Genomic DNA, 19,727 nt, shown 5'->3' on the forward strand with positions numbered 1-19,727 from the left:
CTATAGATTTGAGGAACAGATTTTTCCTAACGGCGTCCCCAAAAGCCTGAAGGGGAGGATATCATGGCCCGCCCGGTCATTGGAATTATTGGAAATTTTCATCTGATCAATGATCAATACCCCGCGCATACAGTGGGGGCTATGGACTGTTGTGCTGTATCGGATGTCGCCAAATGCACGCCCTTGGCCATTCCTGCCAATCCAAATTTCGTCAATTACGAAGACCTGCTTGAGATTTGTGATGGGTTTTTGTTCACGGGCGGTCGCCCGAATGTTCATCCCGAGGAATATGGCGAGGAAGAAACAGAGGCGCATGGCGCCTTTGATCGCAACCGTGATGCTGTGACATTGCCCCTGATCCGCGCGGCGGTCGAGCGGGGCTTGCCTATCCTTGGTGTTTGCCGTGGGTTCCAAGAGGTGAACGTGGCCATGGGGGGCAGTCTTTACCCCGAAATCCGCGATTTACCCGGACGGATGAATCACCGCATGCCGCCCCATGGCACCTTGGAGGAAAAATTCGCACCGCGCCATGTCGTGCGCTTCACGCAAGGAGGGCCGTTTCAGCGGCTCTATAACAGCGCCGAGGTGACCACCAACAGCTTGCATGGTCAGGGGTTAAAGACCTTAGGCCGTGATGTGGTGGTTGATGGATGGGCCCCTGATGACACGCCTGAGGCCATCTACATCAAAGGCGCGCGGGGGTTTACCCTCTCGGTGCAATGGCATCCTGAATATCGCGCCGCAGAAGACCCTGTCTCGCGCCTATTATACGAGGCCTTTGGCCGCGCGGCTCATGCATGGCAGGCCGATGGCAAGCCCATGCCAGTCGCGGATGTGGCTTAATCGAGATCACCCAATATATGGCCTAAAAACCATGATAGATCGTGGGTCTGGTGATGGATGTGGGCACTTGGGCCCTCATGGCTACGCTCTTCGTCAATCAAGATCGTCCGCAGGCCCAATTCATGCGGCACGGCCAGATTGCGCGGGTCATCCTCGAACATCGCGGCGCGCGTTGGGCTGAGCCCGTCTTTGCCAAATATCATTGCAAAGGCATCAGGGTCTGGTTTTGGGCGATAATTGGCGTCTTCGACCCCGTAAATCGCGTCGAATAGGCCCGACAAACCCCGATGGTGCAAAACATTACGGGCATAATCAGCGGTGCCATTGGTGTAGACGATACGCCGCCCCCTCAGGCGCGTGATACGGTCTGCCAAAATCGGATCTGGTTTGAGGATGCTGAAATCTATCTCATGCACCTCGTCCAAATACGGATAGGGCGGGACATTATGCTGTGCCATCAGCCCCGCCAGGGTTGTGCCATGGGCGCGCCAATAGGTGTGGCGGATACGATCCGCCTCCTGCGCATCGACATTCAAGGCGCGCATGACAAACGCGGACATGCGGATATTGATCTGATCAAACAGCGCCATTGAGGCGGGATAAAGCGTGTGATCGAGATCGAACACCCATGTGTCGACATGTTGGAAATCTGCGTGTTTCATGGCCGCTACACTAGCCTTAGGTGCTTTTGCTTGCCAAGGGGGGCGGGGCTGCTTAGCTTTGGCAGCGTTAAGAATTGGAAAGATCCCACGCGATGCACAGCAAGCCACAGCAAAAAGACGCCTATGATATGATTTTGGATGCGATAGATGGCGGCATCTATCGCCCTGGATCGCGTTTGGTGGAATCGGAATTGGCCGAGCGGTTCGGTGTCAGCCGCACACCCGTGCGCGAGGCGTTGCAGCGGTTGGAAACCCAAAGCCTGCTCACCCGCGATGGGCGCAGTCTGATTGTGGCCTCATTGAATCATGCACAGATGGCCGAACTTTATGCCGTGCGCACCGAGTTAGAGGCCTTGGCCGCCCGTTTGGCCGCGCAACATGCCGCAACCGAGGAGGTGCGCGTCTTGCGCGAAATGGCACAGGCGGATCGCAAATTATTGAATGATCCGCAGGCGCTGAGCCGTGCAAACCGCCGCTTTCATAAGCAAATCCATCTTGCCAGCCATAATCGTTATTTGGTGCAGCAATTGGATCTTGTGCATCGCTCAATGGCGTTGATGGCCACCACATCCTTGGCCGCAAAAGGGCGGGGCGAAAAAGCCTTGGACGAGCATGATGATATCGTCAACGCCATTGCCGCGCGTGATGGGGATGCAGCGGCCGATGCATTGCGGCGACATCTTTCCATTGCCTTTGAGGTGCGCCTCAAGGAGGAGGCGGGCGCGGTCAGCTAGGTTTGCGTGTCACCACCGTGCCACCAAAAACCCCATGCTTTGTTTTCGCCCAATGAAGCGGGGGCCCGCACCCCTGATGGCCGACTTGAAATCTTCGCGTTTCAAGCCCCGTTAGGGAAGCGCTGCGATGGTTAACAAAATCCTAATCGCGGATAATTTTTTTACGAAAATTCAAAGATTTCCGCGTTATACAGCCTTGGGTTTAGGGGGTTTTTGCCCCCTTCAACTTTAGCGTGTTGCCATGGCGGCTGCGAAGCGCTCGAACAGGTAATAGCTGTCTTGAGGGCCGGGGCTGGCTTCGGGGTGGTGCTGAACGGAAAAGATCGGGCGATCCTTGACGCGGATGCCGCAATTTGACCCATCAAACAAGCTGACATGAGTTTCCAAAACATCATCAGGCAGGGTTTGGCTGTCGACAGTGAACCCGTGGTTCATCGAGGTGATTTCGACTTTGCCCGTTTCCAAATCTTTGACAGGGTGGTTTGCGCCATGATGCCCGTGGTTCATTTTCACGGTTTTCGCCCCAAGCGCCAAAGCCAGCATTTGGTGGCCAAGGCAAATCCCGAAAACAGGCAGGTCTTTTTCCAAAATCGCACGGATCATCGGCACGGCATATTCCCCCGTTGCGGCAGGGTCGCCTGGCCCGTTCGACAGAAATACACCATCGGGGTTTTGCGCAAGGATTTCTTCGGCGGTGGTTCTGGCGGGCATCACGGTGACATCACATCCGGCACTTGCGAGACAGCGCAGGATATTGCGCTTGGCACCGTAATCAATCGCCACCACTTTGGGGCCAGTGCCCGTGCGCTTGCTATAGCCCTCAGGCCATGACCAACCCATCTCGTTCCAACGATAGGATTGCGCGCAAGTCACCTCACGGGCGAGGTCGAGCCCCTCCAGACCCTGCCATGCGCGCGCCTCCTTCAGCATCGCCTCAATGTCGAAATTGCCCTTAGGATCATACGACAAGCAGACATGTGGCGCGCCTTGTTGGCGGATCGCGCGGGTGAGGCGGCGGGTGTCAACACCGCCCATTCCGATGCGGCCCCGTGCGGACAGCCATGTGGTCAGGTTCTGCTCCATCCGCCAATTGGAGGGCTCTGTTGGATCCCATTTCACAATCATCCCTGCCGCGACTGGATCGGCGGTCTCGTCATCCTCGGCAGTGATGCCTGTGTTGCCAATATGCGGGAAGGTGAAGGTTACGACCTGCCCAGCATAGGAGGGGTCGGTCATAATCTCTTGATAGCCCGTCATCGCGGTGTTGAAGCACAGCTCGGCAACGGTCTGGCCTGTGGCGCCAAAACCCTTGCCGTAGAACACGGTTCCATCAGCCAAAACAAGACATGCAGTAGGGCGTTCAGTCATGGCGCTGCTCCGATTACGGCGATGTTGAAATTCGCGGCAACCTAAGTGTCCAAGCGTGCAGGGTCAAGCACCTTGCGACACCAAGTTGCAACCACCAATCTGCCCCCTATTTCAAAGGTTGTTGCGCGGCAAAAAATGCCTTAAATGGGCGGTCTGGTGCGGGTCAGATGGCCCGTTGCAATCTGGGGATGAGACCATGAGTTTGCGAGAGCGTATCACCAACGGCCTAAAAGACGCGATGCGGGAAAAGGATGCTGCGCGTTTATCAACCCTGCGTTTGATCAATGCGGCGATCAAGGATCAGGACATTGCCGCGCGCGGCGCAGGCAAGACCGAGGGTGTCGATGAAGGTGAGATTCTCGCCATCCTTGCCAAAATGGTAAAACAACGGATCGACAGCGCCAATGTCTATGAAGAGGGCGGGCGCCTTGAATTGGCCGAAAAAGAGCGTGCAGAGATCAAAGTGATCGAAGGGTTCTTGCCGCGCCAACTGTCCGAGGCGGAAATCGCCGCAGCGATTGATGCCGCAATTGACCAGACAGGGGCGAGCAGCATTCGCGATATGGGCCGTGTGATGGGGGCGCTGAAAGCGGCCTATGCGGGGCAGATGGATTTCGGTGCCGCAGGGGCGCTGATCAAGGAGCGGTTGGCCTAAACCGCCCCTGGCCCTTAGGCCTTTGCCTGTGCCAAGGCCTCTTCCAATGCGAATTTCAGCTTGACTCTTTCGCTGGGCGTCAGAAACGCGCCAAGCTCGATTTCGCGTGTTGCCTTATCGCCGCGCAAGGTCAGGTAATTGGGCACAGGCCCACCCGTTTTATGCAAGGTCAGCCGCACCCAATAGGGGTTTGCTTCCCAGATTTTCGTTTCTTTGCGGGGCTCTTTGCGCTCAACCCTAATGTGATCGGGCCACAATGTCAGGGTTTCTGCGATTTCCTTATCGCGCCATGAGCGTTTCAGCGCGGCCCAAATGGCCCAAATCGCCGCCAATAGAAAGGGCAGCAGCGTCCAGAACACCGCCGTGCCTAGAATTCCGAAAAGCGGCAGGGCAATTAGCGCGGCGGTCGCACCGACAAACCAAACGAACCCTTCAGGTGTCAGCGATTTATGCGGCGTAATCCGCATCAGCATGTGAGGTGCGCCGCGATCAGGATGAGCAAAGGCCCCGAATTTCTCCGGGGCCTTCTCTATTTGCGGCGTCTCGATATGAAACGGCATATTTTCTCTCAACTGTTCAAAAAGCGGCCAGATTAGTGGCTTGGCTGTTTGTCCCACATTTCGCGTGTGGGCAGTTCCTCGAACGTGTGCTCGGGCGGTGGGTTTGGCAATGTCCATTCCAAGGTATCGGCATGCTCGCCCCAGTAGGCAGGTTCGCTCAGTTTGCGGCCTGCAAGCAGGGTGTAGGCGACAATGCCAAGGAAGAAGAGGAAGGACGCGAATGCGATGAACGCACCGATCGAGCTGACGTAGTTCCACGTTGCAAATGCATCAGGATAATCGATGTAGCGGCGTGGCATGCCCTGACGACCCAAAAAGTGCTGTGGGAAGAAGGTCAGGTTTGCGCCGATGAAGAACAACCAGAAATGCAGCTTGCCCGCCCATTCAGGGTATTGGCGACCTGACATTTTGCCGATCCAGTAATAGATGCCTGCGAAGATACCGAATACGGCACCCAAGCTCATTACGTAGTGGAAGTGCGCTACTACATAGTAGGTGTCGTGATAGGCACGGTCAACGCCGGCTTGGCTAAGTACAATCCCAGTTACACCGCCAACGGTGAAGAGAAAGATGAAGCCAATCGCAAACAGCATTGGTGCTTCAAAGGTTATCGAACCTTGCCACATCGTTGCAATCCATGAGAAGATTTTGATGCCTGTTGGCACCGCAATAACCATGGTTGCGACCATGAAATAGGCCTGCTGGTTCAGCGTCATGCCCGTTGTATACATGTGGTGTGCCCACACTACAAAGCCCAAGCCGCCAATCGCGATCAACGCCCAAACCATCGGCAGATAGCCAAAGACGGGCTTGCGCGAGAAGGTCGAGATCACATGGCTGACAATACCAAATGCGGGCAGGACCACGATGTAAACTTCGGGGTGGCCGAAGAACCAGAAGATGTGTTGGAACAACAGTGGATCACCGCCGCCTGCCACGTCAAAGAAAGTTGTGCCAAAATTACGGTCAGTGAGAAGCATGGTGATTGCACCCGCCAAAACGGGTAGCGACAAAAGCAGCAACCAAGCTGTCACGAAGATCGACCATGCAAACAAAGGCACTTTGAACAGGCTCATGCCAGGTGCACGCATGTTGAGGAAGGTCGTGATGATATTAATCGAGCCCAAGATGGAGCTTGCACCAGACACATGAACCGCGAAAATCGCGAAGTCTACAGCGCGACTAGTAGGGGCGTCTTGCCATGATATGGGCGGATAAAAGGTCCAACCCGGTCCGGCACCACCATCTACAAATACGGAGCAAAAGGCCAAACATGTGCCTGCAACATACAGCCAGTAGGACAAGTTGTTAAGGCGAGGGAAGGCCATATCAGGCGCGCCGATCATCAGCGGCATGAAGAAGTTACCAAAACCACCGAACAGGGCAGGAATGACGACAAAGAACATCATCAATACGCCATGGCCCGTGATCAACACGTTCCACAAATGCCCATCAGGGGTACATTCGCCCGCAGCAGCTTGGCTCAAGACGCGTGCGCCTTCGGCACACATGTATTGAACGCCAGGCTCCATCAACTCGAGGCGCATGTAAACGGTGAAAGCAACCGATACGAGACCCACCAAACCTGCAGTGATGAGGTAGAGAATCCCGATATCTTTATGGTTTGTGGACATGAACCAGCGGGTAAAGAAGCCCGGCCGTTCGTGATCATGTCCAGAAATGGCTGCATCGGCCATGTCTGTCTCCTGTTCATAATTATGAGGGGCAGGGGTCTGGCCACCTGTCCCTTTGACGTTCCACTGACCCCCGTTCTAGTGCGCCTCGCGCGTGCGATCAATTGCGATCACGCCTTTCAGGTGGGAAAAATTGCCTCATGCCAGATCAGCAAGTTTCGCGCCAAAATCTTACGAAAATGGAAAAGGGGGCGGTTGCAATGATCTTTAGGGGTTAGCTGGGTCAGCCAGATCCGCGTCCTGCGTTGGCCCAAAGCGCCGTTCAAATTCTTGGCGCAAAGCGACATCAAGGTCATCTAGGCTCACGGGCAGGCCTAAATCCACAAGGCTTGTCACGCCGTGATCACGGATCCCGCAAGGCACGATTCCCTCAAAATGGCTCAGTTCAGGATCGTGATTGATCGAAATGCCATGAAAGGACACCCATTTGCGCAAGCGAATCCCGATGGCTGCAATTTTGTCCTCACGCGGGCTGCCATCGGGCAGGGCGGCTTTGTCGGGCCGCGCAATCCAGACTCCAACGCGCCCCTCTCGAATTTCCCCGCGCAAGTTAAAGCTTGCAAGCGTGTCAATCACCCAATTTTCCAGATCTTCGACAAAACGGCGAACATCACGACCGCGTTTGTTGAGATCTAGCATGACGTATATAACCCGCTGACCTGGGCCGTGGTAGGTATATTGCCCCCCGCGGCGCGCCTCGTAGACAGGAAAGCGATCAGGGTCAGTTAAATCGTCGGGCTTGGCCGAAGTGCCTGCGGTGTAAATCGGTGGATGCTCCAGCAGCCAAATCGCTTCGGCTGCATCCCCTGAAGAAATTTTTGCGATGCGAGCCTCCATAACGCGAAGTGCATCCTCATAATCGGTCAGCTTATCTGATATTATCCAATCAACCAATTTAAGGCTCTTTAACTTAATAATTTCTTTGCAATGATGTATGCGGGAGACGAGAGGCACGGTCATCCCCTTTCAGTCATAACCTTGTGTTAATAGCAAGTAGGCGTTTCATACTAAACAGAAAAATCAGCTTGGCCAAAATCCACAATTTTAACCCTTGAGCACGGCGCCTGCTTGGTCTAGACAGCGCCATATTAAGCGTCAGACAGTGCGGTCGTGGCGGAATTGGTAGACGCGCAGCGTTGAGGTCGCTGTGGGGTAACTCCCGTGGAAGTTCGAGTCTTCTCGACCGCACCATTACCTTCAGAAGTTACCTAAAGATCGCGCCGCAATCATTTGATAAAATTTATAATTTTAAAAATTCATGCTTAAATTTTGTCGGGATTTTAATTGATACAAAGATTAAACGGCTTCTCCGTATGTATAAGTGTGGGGCCTTTTTTGCTACTTCCGTCGAGTTCAGCAACGCCTGCTTAAACAAAAATCGTGCGGCTGCATTGTTTAGCCTCATTCTATAAAAACTAGTCGTTCGTGCCCAGCGAATTTGCGCGTACGTAATAGCAGTAAGAAACGCCTCTGTGGCGGGGCTGGTACAAAGTCAACAAACCAAGGCCGCCAAAAGAAGGGCCCGAGCAAACAGCGTAAAATCAGCCTAAGGTGAAATCAGGCTGCGCGATCTAGATCGAAGGCGTCATGCAGGGCCTGCACAGCCAATTCCAGATATTTGCGATCCACAAGAACCGAAACTTTGATTTCGGATGTGGTGATGACTTTGATATTGATGCCTTCATCGCGCAAAGTTGCAAACATCTTCGCGGCCACGCCTGCATGGCTGCGCATCCCGATCCCTACGATTGACACTTTGCAAACATCGCTGTCGATCAGCAATTCGGAAAAGCCGATTTCATTGCGGGCTTTCGCCTCTTCAAGGGCCTTTTCAGCGCGTTTGACCTGATCAATCGGCAGCGAGAAGGTCATATCAGTTTTGCCTTCTTCCGAGATATTTTGCACGATCATGTCTACATTGACCGCGGCCTCGGCGAGGGGGCCGAAAATAGCGGCTGCAATGCCCGGGCGATCTTCGACCTCGGTCAGGGTCATTTTTGCTTCATCGCGCGAATAGGCCACGCCCGCCACAGCTTTGCTTTCCACGATTTCCTCCTCGTCACAGACCAATGTGCCCGCGCTGTCATCCATTTCTTCAAAACTCGACAAAACCCGTAAGCGCACCTTATAGCGCATCGCCAGTTCAACCGAGCGCGTTTGCAGAACCTTCGCACCGAGGCTTGCAAGCTCAAGCATCTCTTCAAACGAGATTTTCTCAAGTTTGCGAGCCTTGTTGGTGATGCGCGGGTCGGTCGTGTAGACCCCGTCAACATCTGTGTAGATATCGCAGCGCTCGGCATCGAAAGCGGCGGCAAAGGCCACGGCAGTCGTGTCTGACCCGCCACGGCCCAATGTTGTGATACGCCCTTCAGTGCTGATGCCTTGGAACCCCGCAACCACGGCAACCTTCATCCCTTCGCCAAATTTGGCCATGATGTTATCGGTTGGGATTTCTTCAATCCGCGCGCTTGCATGGGCAGAGGTGGTTTTGACGGGCACCTGCCATCCTTGCCATGACCGCGCGGGGATATCCATTTCTTGCAAGGTCAGCGCCATCAGGCCGGCTGTAACATTCTCGCCCGAGGAGACGACCGCATCATATTCGCGCGCGTCATAGAGCGGCGAGGTTTCGCCCACATATCCCACAAGTTTGTTGGTTTCGCCCGACATGGCCGAGACAATCACGATCAAATCATACCCATTGGCCACCTCGCGCCCCACACGTTTTGCGGCGCGGCGGATGCGATCAAGGGTGGCCACTGATGTGCCCCCGAATTTCATGACCAAAAGCGGCATAGCACTTCCCACTTATAAAGTTGCGCCGAGGCTTTACGCGCCAACGCAAGCGGGCGCAAGTGGAAGCGCTATTCCACCGTCACAGTTATAGGCAAGTTGCGACGCTGGTCACCCAAACTCATCAGAGGTTGAAATACCAAAACCATATTAACATTAGTTTCAATACTGAAATAATCGTTGTAAATCAGAAAAACATAAACAATATGCTAGATATTCACTGGTGTTTTTGAAGGTTAACAACATGATATTCGTTCGTAAATTAGATAAGTCTGATTTTAATTCTTGGTTAGATGTATATCGTTATTACGCTAATCATTACCAGACTGAACTTACTGATAACGGCATTGCAACGACTTGGGATTGGTTGATGGATACTCAACATCCATTGACGGGTATTGTTGCAGAGAGCAACAACGAGTTGATCGGTCTAGCACACTTCAGAGCAATACCAAGTCCGTTGAGGGGTGTAAACTTGGGTTTTCTGGATGATTTGGTGGTGAAACCCCAAGAAAGAGGTAGTAACGCCGCCAGACTATTATTGGATGAATTGAAATCTATTGGCAAAAAAGAGAACTGGGCAAAAATCCGCTGGATTACGGGGGATGATAATTATCGTGCCCGCTCTCTCTATGATAAAGTTGCAACAAAAACTAATTGGACAATGTATGAAATGGAAACTGAGGTTTGGCGTTAATCATTTAATTCAACCTAGATGGTAACCGCTTAGTTATTCTGGACTTGTGTCCAACAGAATCATTGATAACTTACCCATCTGTAATTCATAACGCTTATTCTGGCGTTCATCCCTCACCTTCTTCTTTTTCAAAATAGAAAAGACATGAGTATTTTTGAACTCATGTCCTCTTGGTGTGGTGTATCCATGTTCATTCAACCAGTAGGCAATCCTACGATAACCTATGCCTGAATCATGCATTGTCTTGATTAGATGGTGCAGTGATTCTTGGTAATCAGAATAGTGTGAATACCAAAGGTGAGATGCCCTCAAAGTCACTGTAAAACATAAGAAACCCTGTAGAAAATGTCGTCCGTTGGAAACTACTCCACGGTGACCGATTTCGCCAAATTGCGCGGTTGATCCACATCGGTGCCTTTGGCGATTGCGCTGTGATAGGCCAAAAGCTGCGCCGGCAGGGCATAGAGGATGGGCGCGCTCAGCGGCGTGGTTGCGGGCAGGGCCAATGTGGCAGCGGTGCCTTCAGCGGCGGCTTTGCGCCCCATCTCATCGGTGATTAGTGTCACTTGGCCGTGGCGCGCCATAACCTCCTGCATGTTTGATATGGTTTTATCAAACAGCGCATCATGCGGCGCGAATACCACCACAGGCAGGCTGCGATCAATTAGGGCGATCGGGCCATGTTTTAGTTCACCTGACGCATAAGCTTCGGCGTGTATATAACTGATTTCTTTTAATTTTAATGCTGCCTCAAGGGCTGTGGAATACATCACGCCACGGCCCAGAAACAGCGCGGATTTTGCATCACTCAAGCCTTCGGCTAGATCGGCAATCTCGCCCTCCATCGTCAGAACTTGGCGCATTTGATCAGGCAGTTTTTCCAAACTTTGGATGTGATCCCGCACCTCATGGGCGGACAGCGCGTCGCGCTGCGCCGCGGCCTGCACCGCCATCAGCGCAAGGATGGTCAATTGGTTCACATAGGCCTTGGTTGAGGCTACCGAGACCTCGACCCCTGCTAGAATGGCCAAGGCCAGATCGCTTTCGCGGGCGATGGAGGATGTGCCAACATTGACAAGGCTTGCCACCATGGCAGCGCGTCCGCGCATATATCGTAGGGCCGCCAATGTGTCAGCCGTCTCGCCAGATTGACTGACGAAAAGCGCAAGGGTGCGGGGCGCCACGGGCGGTTCACGATAACGGAATTCCGATGCCATATCGACATCGCAAGGCATCCCTGCCACCTGTTCGAACCAATATTTGGCGGTCAGGCAGGAATAATAACCTGTCCCGCAGGCCACCATCACAACGCGGTCGAATTGGGTGAAATCCAAGGCTTCGGGGAAGGCGGGCGCACCTTTGGGGGCATAGCGCCCCAAGGCCTCGCTCATGGTTTGGGGCTGTTCATGGATTTCTTTCGCCATGAAATGCTTATAACCCGCCTTGTCGATTACGGCGGCCCCTTGTTCAATGCGGGTTTTGGCGCGGCTGACAGCGTGGCCCGCCTCATCAAAAATCTTGATGCTGCTGCGGGTCAGGATGGCGCAATCGCCCTCCTCAAGATAGGTGATTTCATGGGTGAGGGGGCCAAGCGCGATTGCATCCGAACCTACATAGGTTTCACCATCGCCATGACCAATGGCCAAGGGCGACCCTTTGCGCGCGGCGATCATCAGATCATCTTCGCCCTCAAAGAGGAAACAAAGCGCAAACGCGCCTTCAAGCCGTGACAAGGTTTTTCGTGCGGCCTCAGCAGGGCTTAGACCTTGGGCAAGGTAATGCGCGCAAAGCTGAGAGACGGTTTCCGTATCGGTTTCGCTTTCAAAATTGCGGTCTTTTAATTCAGCGCGTAATTCGCGGAAATTCTCGATAATGCCATTATGCACCACCGCAACCTGCCCCGATTTATGCGGATGCGCATTGGTTACAGTCGGCGCGCCATGCGTGGCCCAACGGGTGTGCCCGATACCAGACTTGCCTGCCAAAGGGTGATGCACCAATTCATCCGACAGGTTCACAAGCTTACCCACCGCGCGGCGGCGATCAAGCGCACCATTTTGCACAGTCGCAATGCCTGCGCTGTCATAGCCGCGATATTCCAGACGTTTAAGCGCCTCAACCAATGTGGGCGCAACCTCGTGGCTGCCCAAAATGCCAACGATCCCGCACATAGCCCTTACCCCTTTTTGGTCTTTTCTTTCAGCGCCAGCAGCCGCGCACGCAGGCGTGTGGCAAGCCCCGCTTTGTTTTCTTGCCGTCCACGCGCCACCGCCAAAGCCCCCTCTGGCACGTTTTCGGTGATCACCGAACCTGATGCGGTCAGTGCATCCGCACCAATGGTAACAGGGGCCACAAGCATCGTGTTTGACCCAATAAAGGCCCGCGCGCCCACTTCGGTGTGATGTTTGAACACGCCATCATAATTGCAGGTGATGGTTCCTGCGCCGATATTGGCCCCTTCGCCGATGGTCGCATCCCCGATATAGGACAGGTGGTTGACCTTAGCCCCTTCTTGGATTTGCGCTGATTTTACCTCAACGAAATTACCTATCCGCGCGCCATTGTCGATTTCAGCACCAGGGCGCAGGCGGGCATAAGGCCCCACAACCGCCCCTTGCGAGACATGCGCGCCCTCAAGATGGCTGAAGGCGCGGATATGCGCGCCCGACTCAACAGTCACATTGGGGCCGAAGACCACATATGGCTCGATCACCGCATCGCGGCCAATATAGGTGTCATGGGCAAAATAGACTGTCTCAGGCGCGTGCATGGTGACGCCCAAGTCTAGCATCTCGGCGCGGCGGGTGGCTTGAAAAATCCCTTCGGCGCGCGCCAGTTCCGCACGGCTATTGATCCCCAAGGTTTCCGCTTCTGTGCACGTCACATAGCCTGCTTTCAGGCCCGCCTTATGCGCCAAAGCAGGCACATCTGTCAGGTAATACTCGCCCGCTGCATTTGCGTTATCGACCTGTTCCAAAAGGTCGAATAATTGCGCGGCGTCTGCGGCCATGAGGCCAGAATTACACAAGGTTATAGCAAGCTCGTCTGGGGTCGCATCCTTGGCCTCGACAATTTTATGCAAGGCCGTGCCCTTGGTCACCAAGCGGCCATAGCGCGCAGGGGTGTCTGCCTCAAATCCCAAAACGACCACATCATGATCAGCGCGGGCCGCGATCAATTTGGTCAGGCTGTCCTCGCTGACAAAAGGCGTATCGCCGAACAACACCACCGCATCGCCCGCGAAATCCGCCAAAGCGGCGCGGGCCTGCGCCACGGCATGACCTGTGCCCAATTGTTCATTTTGGCGAATGCAGATCACAGGGTGGTCGGCCAAGGCCGCCTCAACTTGATCCGCGCCATGACCTGTGATCACCACAACCCGCGCAGGCTCAAGGCTGAGGCCGCTGGCAAGGCTGTGTTCAATCATCGGAACGCCGCCCAAAGGATGCAGCACCTTGGGCAGGTCGGAATTCATCCGCGTCCCTTGGCCTGCGGCCAGAATGATCAGGGCAACGGGGCGTGTGCTCATGAGGGTGCCTTTTGGGATTTATGCCTGTTTGGTGTTCTCTTAACCTTCTTCACTTGATCTGCAAAGCCCGCAGGTGGTCACTTCCTCTTTCGATTTGTTACGATGTGCCATCGGCCCTTGGCGAAAATCCGCCTTTAGGTCATAAGCGGGGCACATCTCAGGCAAGAGGACGGAATGGGAGCGCATATTATCGTTTTCGATTTGGATGGCACTTTGGCCGATACCAGCGCCGATCTTCTTGCTGCGGCCAATCAAGCGGTGGCAGAGGCGGGATGGCCCCCGATGTTGTCTCATCCAAAAGACGCGCTTTGTGCCTTTCGGGGCGGGCGGGCGATGTTGAAGCTTTCCTATGCGCGGCTTGCGGCGCAGGGTGGGTCTGACCTGCCACAGGAGGAGGCCTTCATCGAGGCGGGCTATCCCCGTCTGCTTGCGGCCTATGGGGCCGCGATTGACACGCATACAAGGCTCTATGAGGGCGCAGTTCAGGCGGTGCAGGCGTTGCGTGTCGCAGGCTATGCAACGGCGATTTGCACCAATAAGCCCGAGGCGCTGGCCGTGGATTTGGTCGCGAAATTGGGTGTTTCTGATCTTTTTGATGCTTTGGTCGGGGCCGATACATTGCCCACACGAAAGCCAGATGTGGCCCCTTATCATGAAACGCTGCGCCGTGCGGCCAAGCGGCGCTTTGGCGTGGATTTGGGGGCGGATGTGCGCGATTTTCCGCAATCCTGTTTGATCGGGGATACAGTCACTGACCGCGAAACGGCGCGCGCGGCAGGGGTGCCTTCTATTCTCGTGGGCTTCGGGCCAGAGGGGGGCGATATTGCACGGCTCAGCCCTGAGGCGATTTTGGATCATTACAGCGATCTGCCTGCGCTGATTGAGCGGGTCTTATCGGCGTGAATTCAATTGACCTGCCGCGCGAGAACCCTAACCTGTGCGCTATGAGCGACAAACCCATTTTCACCCGGTCTTTCACCCAACAAGAGCCAATCCCAGCGGCGGCGATTGAGGCTGCCAATCGGGTTTTGCGAACGGGCAGGTTGCACCGCTATAACACCGCCCCTGATGAGATTGCCGAAGCCGCCCTTTTGGAGGAGGAATTCGCGGCGATGACAGGGGCGAAATATGCGCTTGCCGTGGCATCGGGTGGCTATGCAATGGGGGCGGCCTTTCGTGCAATTGGCGTGGGGCAGGGGGATTTGGTTCTCTCAAACGGATTTACGCTTGCGCCTGTACCGGGTGCCATCGCCTCGGTGGGCGCTGTGCCTGTCTTTGTCGAGGTGACCGAAAACTTAACCATTGATCTTGAAGATTTGAACACCAAAGCCCAAGCTAGCGGTGCGCGAGTGTTGCTGTTGTCGCACATGCGCGGGCATATCTGCGATATGGGCCGCCTCATGGCAATATGCGATGCGGCGAGCATCACCGTGATTGAGGATTGCGCCCATACCATGGGGGCCGCATGGAATGGTCTGGCCTCAGGGCGGCATGGCAAAATCGCCTGCTATTCCACCCAGACCTATAAACATATCAACTCAGGCGAAGGTGGTTTCCTTACCAGTGATGATGCCGATGTGATGGCGCGGGCCATTCTGCTGTCGGGCAGTTACATGCTTTACGCGCGCCACCGCGCCGCCCCCCCGCCTGAGGCTTTTGCCCAAGCGCGTTTTGAGACGCCCAATGTTTCGGGGCGGATGGATAATTTGCGCGCCGCCATCCTGCGCCCGCAATTGGCCGGTTTGCCGCGCCAAGTGGCACGTTGGCGCGAGCTTTACGAGCGGATGGAGGCGGGGCTTGCCAATCTGCCCCATCTGCGCTTGACCGAGCGCGATCCGCGCGAGGATTACGTTGGATCCTCGTTTCAATTCCTTTTGCCCGATTGGTCGCCCGATAAAATCACGGCATTTGTCCAAGCGGCCGCGCGGCGGGGTGTTGAACTGAAATGGTTCGGCGCGGCAGAACCTGTTGCCTTTACCTCGCGCTATGACAGTTGGCGCTATGCACCTGCGCAAACCCTGCCCAAAACGGATCACATTTTGGCGGGGTTGATTGACTTAAGGCTGCCTTTGACCTTTGCGCCCGAAGATGTGGATCTTCTCGCCGAGATTCTGCGCGATGAGGTGATCGCGCATGCCCCCTGATGTCTCAGGCGGGTTTGGCAAGGCTTGTGCGATTTCGACCATCGTGTAAGATCACAGTATCATCGCGCTTTTAACCTCTATCTTTGTGGAGTTGCTGACAGTCTTCGTGCTCATCCCCTAAAATGTGGCATACGGTATTGCCTTAAGCTCTGCATGGCCGAATTGACATCTGAAGTCATACAAGAGGAATGGCTAATAATGTCTCTAGATACGCCCGGAATGCTTGGAATGAAGAAAAAAATCGCACAGGAAAAGGCGATTGCAGCCCTCGTGTGGCTTTCGTCCGATGACGCGCTGACGGGGCAGTTCTTGGGCGCATCTGGCCTGTCGGTCGAAGATATGCGGGCCGCTATCGCCAAAGGTGATCACGGGTTCTTATCCGCCGTGGTTGAATTTATCTCGCAAGACGATGCTTGGGTGGTTGATGCTGCGGAGGCAATTGGCCTTACGCCAGATGAATTTGTTACCTTGCGGCAGGTGATGCTTGGGCGCTCTGCTACCCATTGGACATAAGTTTATCGTCGTCCTTGAGGGTTATAAAAATATGCAACAAAATTACTTTAAATTGCTAATTTTTGACAAAGACGGAACACTCTTTGACTTTTCTAGATCTTGGAACAATTGGGCGAAATCGGCTCTATTGGCGTTAGCGGACGGCGATGAAACATTATTTCGCACCCTCGCTGATCGCTTGTCCTTTGATCCCGATCGGGGCGTTTTTTTGCCCGATAGTATAGCTATTGCGGGCACGCTTGATGAGACTGCTCACCACCTGGCCCCGCTTTTCGGAGCCGATTTTACCCCGCAGCAGATCGCAGCACTGCTGCATCAGCTTGCACAATCTGCTGTCATGGTCGAGGCGGCCCCGTTGGCGCCGCTGCTTACGGGTTTGCAGAAGGCGGGCTATCTTTTGGCAGTGGCGACCAACGGGCAAAAGGACGAGGCCGAGGCCCATTTGGCGGCACATGAGATCCGCCCCTATTTTGCCGAAGTCATCGGGTGCGACAGTGGGCATGGTGCAAAACCTGACCCTGCCATGTGCGCCCATATCGCACAGGCCTGTGGTGTTGCGCCTGCTCGCGCTGTGATGGTGGGCGATAGCCTGCATGATCTACGGGCGGGCCGCGCCGCTGGGATGGCGACAGTGGGCGTTCTCACGGGCCTTGCCGTTCATGGCGCGCTCATGCCGCATGCTGACGCCGTGTTGCCAGACATTGGCCATCTTCCCGCTTGGCTGGGGCATTGAAGCTGCGTTTGTCTATTCGCGTCAAAATGGCGGGGGGTTTGGTCGGAATTTGTCGGGTTTTTCTCGCCCGCGCGCGGGCAGTCTAAAGGGGCTTTGATCTCCCTTTTTGTAAGACCTGATCCTATGACCGAAACCACAGTTGATCCAAAACGCCGCCGTTCCGGGGGCGCGCGCGCCAAGCATCAAGGTGTCAGCCAACATGCGATTGCGCAAATGCCGTGGCGTATTCCGCAAAACATAGATCAACCAACCGAACCCTTGCCGCCTGAGGGTGTCTTGGCCATCCACAACAACGCTATGCGGATTCTGTCCGAGCTCGGGCTTGAGATGCTGCACCCTGAGGCGCGGCAAATATTGGTGCAAGCGGGCTGTCGCCAAGAGGGCGAGACGATCTTTTTTGATCATGATTTTGTGACCGAGATGGTCGCGCGTGCGCCTCAAAGCTTTACAGTGACGCCGCGAAACCCTGCGCGTCAGCTGACCATTGGCGAGGGGCATATTCTCTTTGGCAATGTGTCCTCCCCCCCCAATGCATGGGATATGGCACGCGGCAAACGGGCGGGCGATTTTGAGACATTTCGCGAATTCATCAAATTGACGCAATATTTTAACTGTATCCACTTTGCAGGTGGCTACCCCGTTGAGCCGATAGATATTCATCCTTCAATCCGCCATTTGGATTGCTTGCATGAAAAGCTCATCGCGACTGACAAGGTCGTGCACACATACTGCCTTGGCAAAGAGCGGGTCGAAGACGCTATGGAGATGGTGCGGATCGCCGCAGGCCTAAGCCATGAGGAATTCGAGGAGACACCGCGGTTTTACACCAATATCAACTCGGTCAGCCCGCTGAAACATGACTATCCAATGTTGGACGGGGCGATGCGTATGGCGCGGCGCGGGCAGCCTGTGGTGGTTACACCCTTCACCTTGGCGGGGGCGATGGCGCCTGTGACCCTTGCGGGGGCTGTGTCCTTGTCCATCGCCGAGGCTTTGGGGGCGATTGCCTTGTTGCAATATATCGCGCCGCACGCGCCTGTGGTGATTGGCACGTTCACCTCAAATGTCGATATGAAATCAGGTGCGCCTGCCTTTGGTACACCTGAATATATTCGTGCCACCCAGATGACAGGGCAGATGGCTCGCTTTTATGGGCTGCCTCTGCGCTCCAGCGGGGTTTGCGCCGCCAATGTGCCCGATGGGCAGGCACAAGCCGAAACTCTACAAAGCCTTTGGGCGGCGGTGCAATCTGGCACAAATATGGTCTATCATGCCGCGGGTTGGCTGGAAGGTGGGCTGATTGCAAGCCCCGAGAAATTCGTGATGGATTGCGAATTGCTGCAACAATTCCAACGCTATTTTGACCCCGTTTTGACCCAGACCAGTGATGACGAACTTGCCTTTGATGCGATGCGAGATGTTGGGGCTGGTGGCCACTATTTTGGCACTTCACATACCCAAGCCCGCTATAGCACTGCCTTTTATCAGCCGTTTCATTCTGATTGGCGCAATTTTGAGGCTTGGGAAAAAGATGGGGCCGTTTGGAGCGCCGAGCGCGCGCATGGGATTTACAAGGCAATCTTGGCCGAAGCAAAAGATCCGCCGATTGATCCTGCAATTCGCGAGGGATTGGACACGTTTGTCGCCAAGCGCAAGGAGGAGGGCGGCGCGCCAACCGATTTCTAGCGCGGGTACCCGTTTGGCCTGATCTGCGTGTTCCTTTTGCAATATGTGGTGCATTTTGAACACGAGGTGTCGGCTCAATCTGGAAAGGTTTGCTCATGGCACAGCCCGAGAATCCAAATGTCACCCAACCATGCTGCAAGGTCATTCTTATTTCTCCGCAATAATAGGCAAACCGCTTTGAATGGCTTCGCGCAAGCTTAGGCGCTCTAGGTGGCGGTGTGATGCAAAACAATCTCGTCCAGTAGTGGCGATATATCTTCGATCTGCTCGGCGATGATATGGGTGATGCCCGCCTGCCGTTGCAGCCGCCCCGTCACGCGCACTAGCCGCGCTGCGATGACCGCACGGCGAAATTGCTGATATATTTTCTGCCAGATGATCACATTGCAGGCGCCAAACTCATCTTCCAAGGTGATGAAAATCACACCTTTGGCCGTGCCTGGTCTTTGGCGCAGCACCACCAAGCCCGCCACCGCAACCTGCGCCCCCTCAGGGGGCAGATGCAGCAAATGATGGGGCAGGCAATCGGGCGGTTTGGGCCAAAAGCGTGGGGCGAGATCGGGTTCCATGGCAGATATCCTATTTGAGAACAAAAATAGAACACTTGCCTTGAGATGCAAGTGCGCCTGCATGACATAAATTTCGGGGCTAGAAAGTGGCATCAGGGAACGCTACCTAGGCAGGATCCGAGGTTAACAGCAAGAAAGTGCGCGTTTATGGCTAAGATCACCTATATCGAACATAACGGAACCGAGCACGTCGTTGATGTGCCAAACGGGCTGACCGTGATGGAAGGCGCGCGCGACAATGGCATTCCTGGCATTGAGGCTGATTGCGGCGGCGCCTGCGCCTGTTCAACATGCCATGTTTATGTGCATCCTGATTGGGCAGCAAAACTGCCAAGCATGGACGCGATGGAACAGGACATGCTGGAATTCGCCTATAAACCAGACGAGGGGCGTTCGCGCCTGACCTGCCAGTTGAAGGTGACAGATGCGCTTGATGGTCTGGTTGTGCAGATGCCAGAAAAACAAATTTGACCTAACAGGCCTCAAAATGACACCAAAGCCCGCGCTGTGCAGTCGCGGGCTTTTCGCTGCTTGGGGTTGACTTCGC

20 protein-coding genes and 1 tRNA gene are annotated in these 19,727 nt (G+C 54.7%); 11 read left to right on the top strand and 10 right to left on the bottom strand.

What is annotated here, in order from left to right; all coding sequences use genetic code 11:
* Positions 1-63: 63 nt before the first annotated feature.
* The gene (locus AAC622_RS02945) at positions 64-843 is read left to right on the top strand and encodes a gamma-glutamyl-gamma-aminobutyrate hydrolase family protein (RefSeq protein WP_340260232.1); all 780 of its coding nucleotides are present in this window, start codon (positions 64-66) and stop codon (positions 841-843) included.
* On the opposite strand, the gene AAC622_RS02950 is transcribed toward AAC622_RS02945, so the two are convergent.
* Positions 840-1,505, bottom strand: a complete 666-nt coding sequence (locus AAC622_RS02950; protein ID WP_340260234.1) for a pyrimidine 5'-nucleotidase — start codon at positions 1,503-1,505, stop codon at positions 840-842. The two genes, AAC622_RS02945 and AAC622_RS02950, sit on opposite strands and share 4 nt — an antisense overlap.
* Before the next feature lie 92 nt (positions 1,506-1,597).
* On the opposite strand from AAC622_RS02950, the gene AAC622_RS02955 reads away from it, so the two are divergent.
* On the top strand, positions 1,598-2,239 hold the full coding sequence (locus AAC622_RS02955) for a GntR family transcriptional regulator (protein WP_340260235.1): 642 nt from the start codon (positions 1,598-1,600) through the stop codon (positions 2,237-2,239).
* Between the two features lie 228 nt (positions 2,240-2,467).
* Here AAC622_RS02955 and carA read toward each other — a convergent pair whose 3' ends face one another.
* Positions 2,468-3,607: a glutamine-hydrolyzing carbamoyl-phosphate synthase small subunit gene (gene carA / locus AAC622_RS02960; RefSeq protein ID WP_340260237.1), complete on the bottom strand. Its 1,140-nt coding sequence runs from the start codon at positions 3,605-3,607 to the stop codon at positions 2,468-2,470.
* Between the two features lie 196 nt (positions 3,608-3,803).
* Here carA and AAC622_RS02965 point away from each other — a divergent pair, with 196 nt between their 5' ends.
* Positions 3,804-4,262, top strand: a complete 459-nt coding sequence (locus AAC622_RS02965) for a GatB/YqeY domain-containing protein (RefSeq protein ID WP_340242262.1) — start codon at positions 3,804-3,806, stop codon at positions 4,260-4,262.
* Positions 4,263-4,276: 14 nt separating this feature from the next.
* Here the strand turns inward: AAC622_RS02965 and AAC622_RS02970 are convergent, their stop codons facing one another.
* The 3 genes from AAC622_RS02970 to lipB form a co-directional block, all read right to left on the bottom strand.
* Positions 4,277-4,822 (bottom strand): DUF2244 domain-containing protein, encoded by a 546-nt coding sequence (locus AAC622_RS02970; protein ID WP_340260238.1) that lies wholly within the window; start codon positions 4,820-4,822, stop codon positions 4,277-4,279.
* A gap of 32 nt (positions 4,823-4,854) precedes the next feature.
* The gene (gene ctaD / locus AAC622_RS02975; protein WP_340260239.1) at positions 4,855-6,519 is read right to left on the bottom strand and encodes a cytochrome c oxidase subunit I; all 1,665 of its coding nucleotides are present in this window, start codon (positions 6,517-6,519) and stop codon (positions 4,855-4,857) included.
* 204 nt (positions 6,520-6,723) lie between these two features.
* The gene (gene lipB, locus AAC622_RS02980) at positions 6,724-7,476 is read right to left on the bottom strand and encodes a lipoyl(octanoyl) transferase LipB (RefSeq protein WP_340242264.1); all 753 of its coding nucleotides are present in this window, start codon (positions 7,474-7,476) and stop codon (positions 6,724-6,726) included.
* Positions 7,477-7,620: 144 nt separating this feature from the next.
* Between lipB and AAC622_RS02985 the strand changes: the two genes are divergently transcribed.
* A tRNA-Leu gene (locus AAC622_RS02985) sits at positions 7,621-7,707 on the top strand.
* A gap of 366 nt (positions 7,708-8,073) precedes the next feature.
* On the opposite strand, the gene AAC622_RS02990 is transcribed toward AAC622_RS02985, so the two are convergent.
* Positions 8,074-9,312 carry an aspartate kinase gene (locus AAC622_RS02990; protein ID WP_340260240.1) on the bottom strand — a complete coding sequence of 413 codons (1,239 nt, stop codon included), beginning with the start codon at positions 9,310-9,312 and terminating at the stop codon, positions 8,074-8,076.
* A gap of 241 nt (positions 9,313-9,553) precedes the next feature.
* On the opposite strand from AAC622_RS02990, the gene AAC622_RS02995 reads away from it, so the two are divergent.
* Positions 9,554-10,006 (top strand): GNAT family N-acetyltransferase, encoded by a 453-nt coding sequence (locus tag AAC622_RS02995; RefSeq protein ID WP_340260242.1) that lies wholly within the window; start codon positions 9,554-9,556, stop codon positions 10,004-10,006.
* Between the two features lie 33 nt (positions 10,007-10,039).
* Here AAC622_RS02995 and AAC622_RS12420 read toward each other — a convergent pair whose 3' ends face one another.
* The 3 genes from AAC622_RS12420 to glmU form a co-directional block, all read right to left on the bottom strand.
* Positions 10,040-10,246, bottom strand: coding sequence for a recombinase family protein (locus AAC622_RS12420; RefSeq protein ID WP_445322419.1), 207 nt, complete (start codon positions 10,244-10,246; stop codon positions 10,040-10,042).
* A 122-nt stretch (positions 10,247-10,368) separates the two neighbouring features.
* Entirely contained in the window at positions 10,369-12,177 is a 1,809-nt protein-coding gene (gene glmS / locus AAC622_RS03000) for a glutamine--fructose-6-phosphate transaminase (isomerizing) (RefSeq protein WP_340260243.1), read from the bottom strand.
* Positions 12,178-12,182: 5 nt separating this feature from the next.
* Positions 12,183-13,535 (bottom strand): bifunctional UDP-N-acetylglucosamine diphosphorylase/glucosamine-1-phosphate N-acetyltransferase GlmU, encoded by a 1,353-nt coding sequence (gene glmU / locus AAC622_RS03005; RefSeq protein WP_340260244.1) that lies wholly within the window; start codon positions 13,533-13,535, stop codon positions 12,183-12,185.
* Between the two features lie 174 nt (positions 13,536-13,709).
* Between glmU and AAC622_RS03010 the strand changes: the two genes are divergently transcribed.
* The 5 genes from AAC622_RS03010 to AAC622_RS03030 all read left to right on the top strand — a co-directional run bounded on the left by AAC622_RS03010 (position 13,710) and on the right by AAC622_RS03030 (position 18,611).
* Entirely contained in the window at positions 13,710-14,438 is a 729-nt protein-coding gene (locus AAC622_RS03010; RefSeq protein WP_340255514.1) for an HAD hydrolase-like protein, read from the top strand.
* Positions 14,439-14,479: 41 nt separating this feature from the next.
* Positions 14,480-15,679: a DegT/DnrJ/EryC1/StrS family aminotransferase gene (locus tag AAC622_RS03015; RefSeq protein ID WP_340260246.1), complete on the top strand. Its 1,200-nt coding sequence runs from the start codon at positions 14,480-14,482 to the stop codon at positions 15,677-15,679.
* Between the two features lie 198 nt (positions 15,680-15,877).
* The gene (locus tag AAC622_RS03020; protein ID WP_340260247.1) at positions 15,878-16,192 is read left to right on the top strand and encodes a DUF3572 family protein; all 315 of its coding nucleotides are present in this window, start codon (positions 15,878-15,880) and stop codon (positions 16,190-16,192) included.
* Positions 16,193-16,223: 31 nt separating this feature from the next.
* Positions 16,224-16,925, top strand: a complete 702-nt coding sequence (locus tag AAC622_RS03025) for an HAD family hydrolase (protein WP_340260248.1) — start codon at positions 16,224-16,226, stop codon at positions 16,923-16,925.
* 123 nt (positions 16,926-17,048) lie between these two features.
* The gene (locus tag AAC622_RS03030) at positions 17,049-18,611 is read left to right on the top strand and encodes a trimethylamine methyltransferase family protein (protein WP_340260250.1); all 1,563 of its coding nucleotides are present in this window, start codon (positions 17,049-17,051) and stop codon (positions 18,609-18,611) included.
* Positions 18,612-18,817: 206 nt separating this feature from the next.
* Here AAC622_RS03030 and AAC622_RS03035 read toward each other — a convergent pair whose 3' ends face one another.
* A complete protein-coding gene (locus tag AAC622_RS03035; RefSeq protein WP_340260251.1) occupies positions 18,818-19,180 on the bottom strand; it encodes an OB-fold nucleic acid binding domain-containing protein in 363 nt (120 codons plus the stop codon).
* Between the two features lie 147 nt (positions 19,181-19,327).
* On the opposite strand from AAC622_RS03035, the gene AAC622_RS03040 reads away from it, so the two are divergent.
* Entirely contained in the window at positions 19,328-19,651 is a 324-nt protein-coding gene (locus AAC622_RS03040) for a 2Fe-2S iron-sulfur cluster-binding protein (RefSeq protein ID WP_340255532.1), read from the top strand.
* Positions 19,652-19,727 lie beyond the last annotated feature (76 nt).

The organism is Roseobacter sp. HKCCA0882 (assembly GCF_037805225.1).
GTDB lineage: Bacteria > Pseudomonadota > Alphaproteobacteria > Rhodobacterales > Rhodobacteraceae > M30B80.

What these genes read in the sequence shown, in the direction of transcription:
- AAC622_RS02945 (WP_340260232.1), top strand. Translation starts at nt 64, where the DNA reads ATGGCCCGCCCGGTCATTGGAATTATTGGAAATTTTCATCTGATCAAT.
- AAC622_RS02950 (WP_340260234.1), bottom strand. Translation starts at nt 1,505, where the DNA reads ATGAAACACGCAGATTTCCAACATGTCGACACATGGGTGTTCGATCTC.
- AAC622_RS02955 (WP_340260235.1), top strand. Translation starts at nt 1,598, where the DNA reads ATGCACAGCAAGCCACAGCAAAAAGACGCCTATGATATGATTTTGGAT.
- carA (WP_340260237.1), bottom strand. Translation starts at nt 3,607, where the DNA reads ATGACTGAACGCCCTACTGCATGTCTTGTTTTGGCTGATGGAACCGTG.
- AAC622_RS02965 (WP_340242262.1), top strand. Translation starts at nt 3,804, where the DNA reads ATGAGTTTGCGAGAGCGTATCACCAACGGCCTAAAAGACGCGATGCGG.
- AAC622_RS02970 (WP_340260238.1), bottom strand. Translation starts at nt 4,822, where the DNA reads ATGCCGTTTCATATCGAGACGCCGCAAATAGAGAAGGCCCCGGAGAAA.
- ctaD (WP_340260239.1), bottom strand. Translation starts at nt 6,519, where the DNA reads ATGGCCGATGCAGCCATTTCTGGACATGATCACGAACGGCCGGGCTTC.
- lipB (WP_340242264.1), bottom strand. Translation starts at nt 7,476, where the DNA reads ATGACCGTGCCTCTCGTCTCCCGCATACATCATTGCAAAGAAATTATT.
- AAC622_RS02990 (WP_340260240.1), bottom strand. Translation starts at nt 9,312, where the DNA reads ATGCCGCTTTTGGTCATGAAATTCGGGGGCACATCAGTGGCCACCCTT.
- AAC622_RS02995 (WP_340260242.1), top strand. Translation starts at nt 9,554, where the DNA reads ATGATATTCGTTCGTAAATTAGATAAGTCTGATTTTAATTCTTGGTTA.
- AAC622_RS12420 (WP_445322419.1), bottom strand. Translation starts at nt 10,246, where the DNA reads ATGCATGATTCAGGCATAGGTTATCGTAGGATTGCCTACTGGTTGAAT.
- glmS (WP_340260243.1), bottom strand. Translation starts at nt 12,177, where the DNA reads ATGTGCGGGATCGTTGGCATTTTGGGCAGCCACGAGGTTGCGCCCACA.
- glmU (WP_340260244.1), bottom strand. Translation starts at nt 13,535, where the DNA reads ATGAGCACACGCCCCGTTGCCCTGATCATTCTGGCCGCAGGCCAAGGG.
- AAC622_RS03010 (WP_340255514.1), top strand. Translation starts at nt 13,710, where the DNA reads ATGGGAGCGCATATTATCGTTTTCGATTTGGATGGCACTTTGGCCGAT.
- AAC622_RS03015 (WP_340260246.1), top strand. Translation starts at nt 14,480, where the DNA reads ATGAGCGACAAACCCATTTTCACCCGGTCTTTCACCCAACAAGAGCCA.
- AAC622_RS03020 (WP_340260247.1), top strand. Translation starts at nt 15,878, where the DNA reads ATGTCTCTAGATACGCCCGGAATGCTTGGAATGAAGAAAAAAATCGCA.
- AAC622_RS03025 (WP_340260248.1), top strand. Translation starts at nt 16,224, where the DNA reads ATGCAACAAAATTACTTTAAATTGCTAATTTTTGACAAAGACGGAACA.
- AAC622_RS03030 (WP_340260250.1), top strand. Translation starts at nt 17,049, where the DNA reads ATGACCGAAACCACAGTTGATCCAAAACGCCGCCGTTCCGGGGGCGCG.
- AAC622_RS03035 (WP_340260251.1), bottom strand. Translation starts at nt 19,180, where the DNA reads ATGGAACCCGATCTCGCCCCACGCTTTTGGCCCAAACCGCCCGATTGC.
- AAC622_RS03040 (WP_340255532.1), top strand. Translation starts at nt 19,328, where the DNA reads ATGGCTAAGATCACCTATATCGAACATAACGGAACCGAGCACGTCGTT.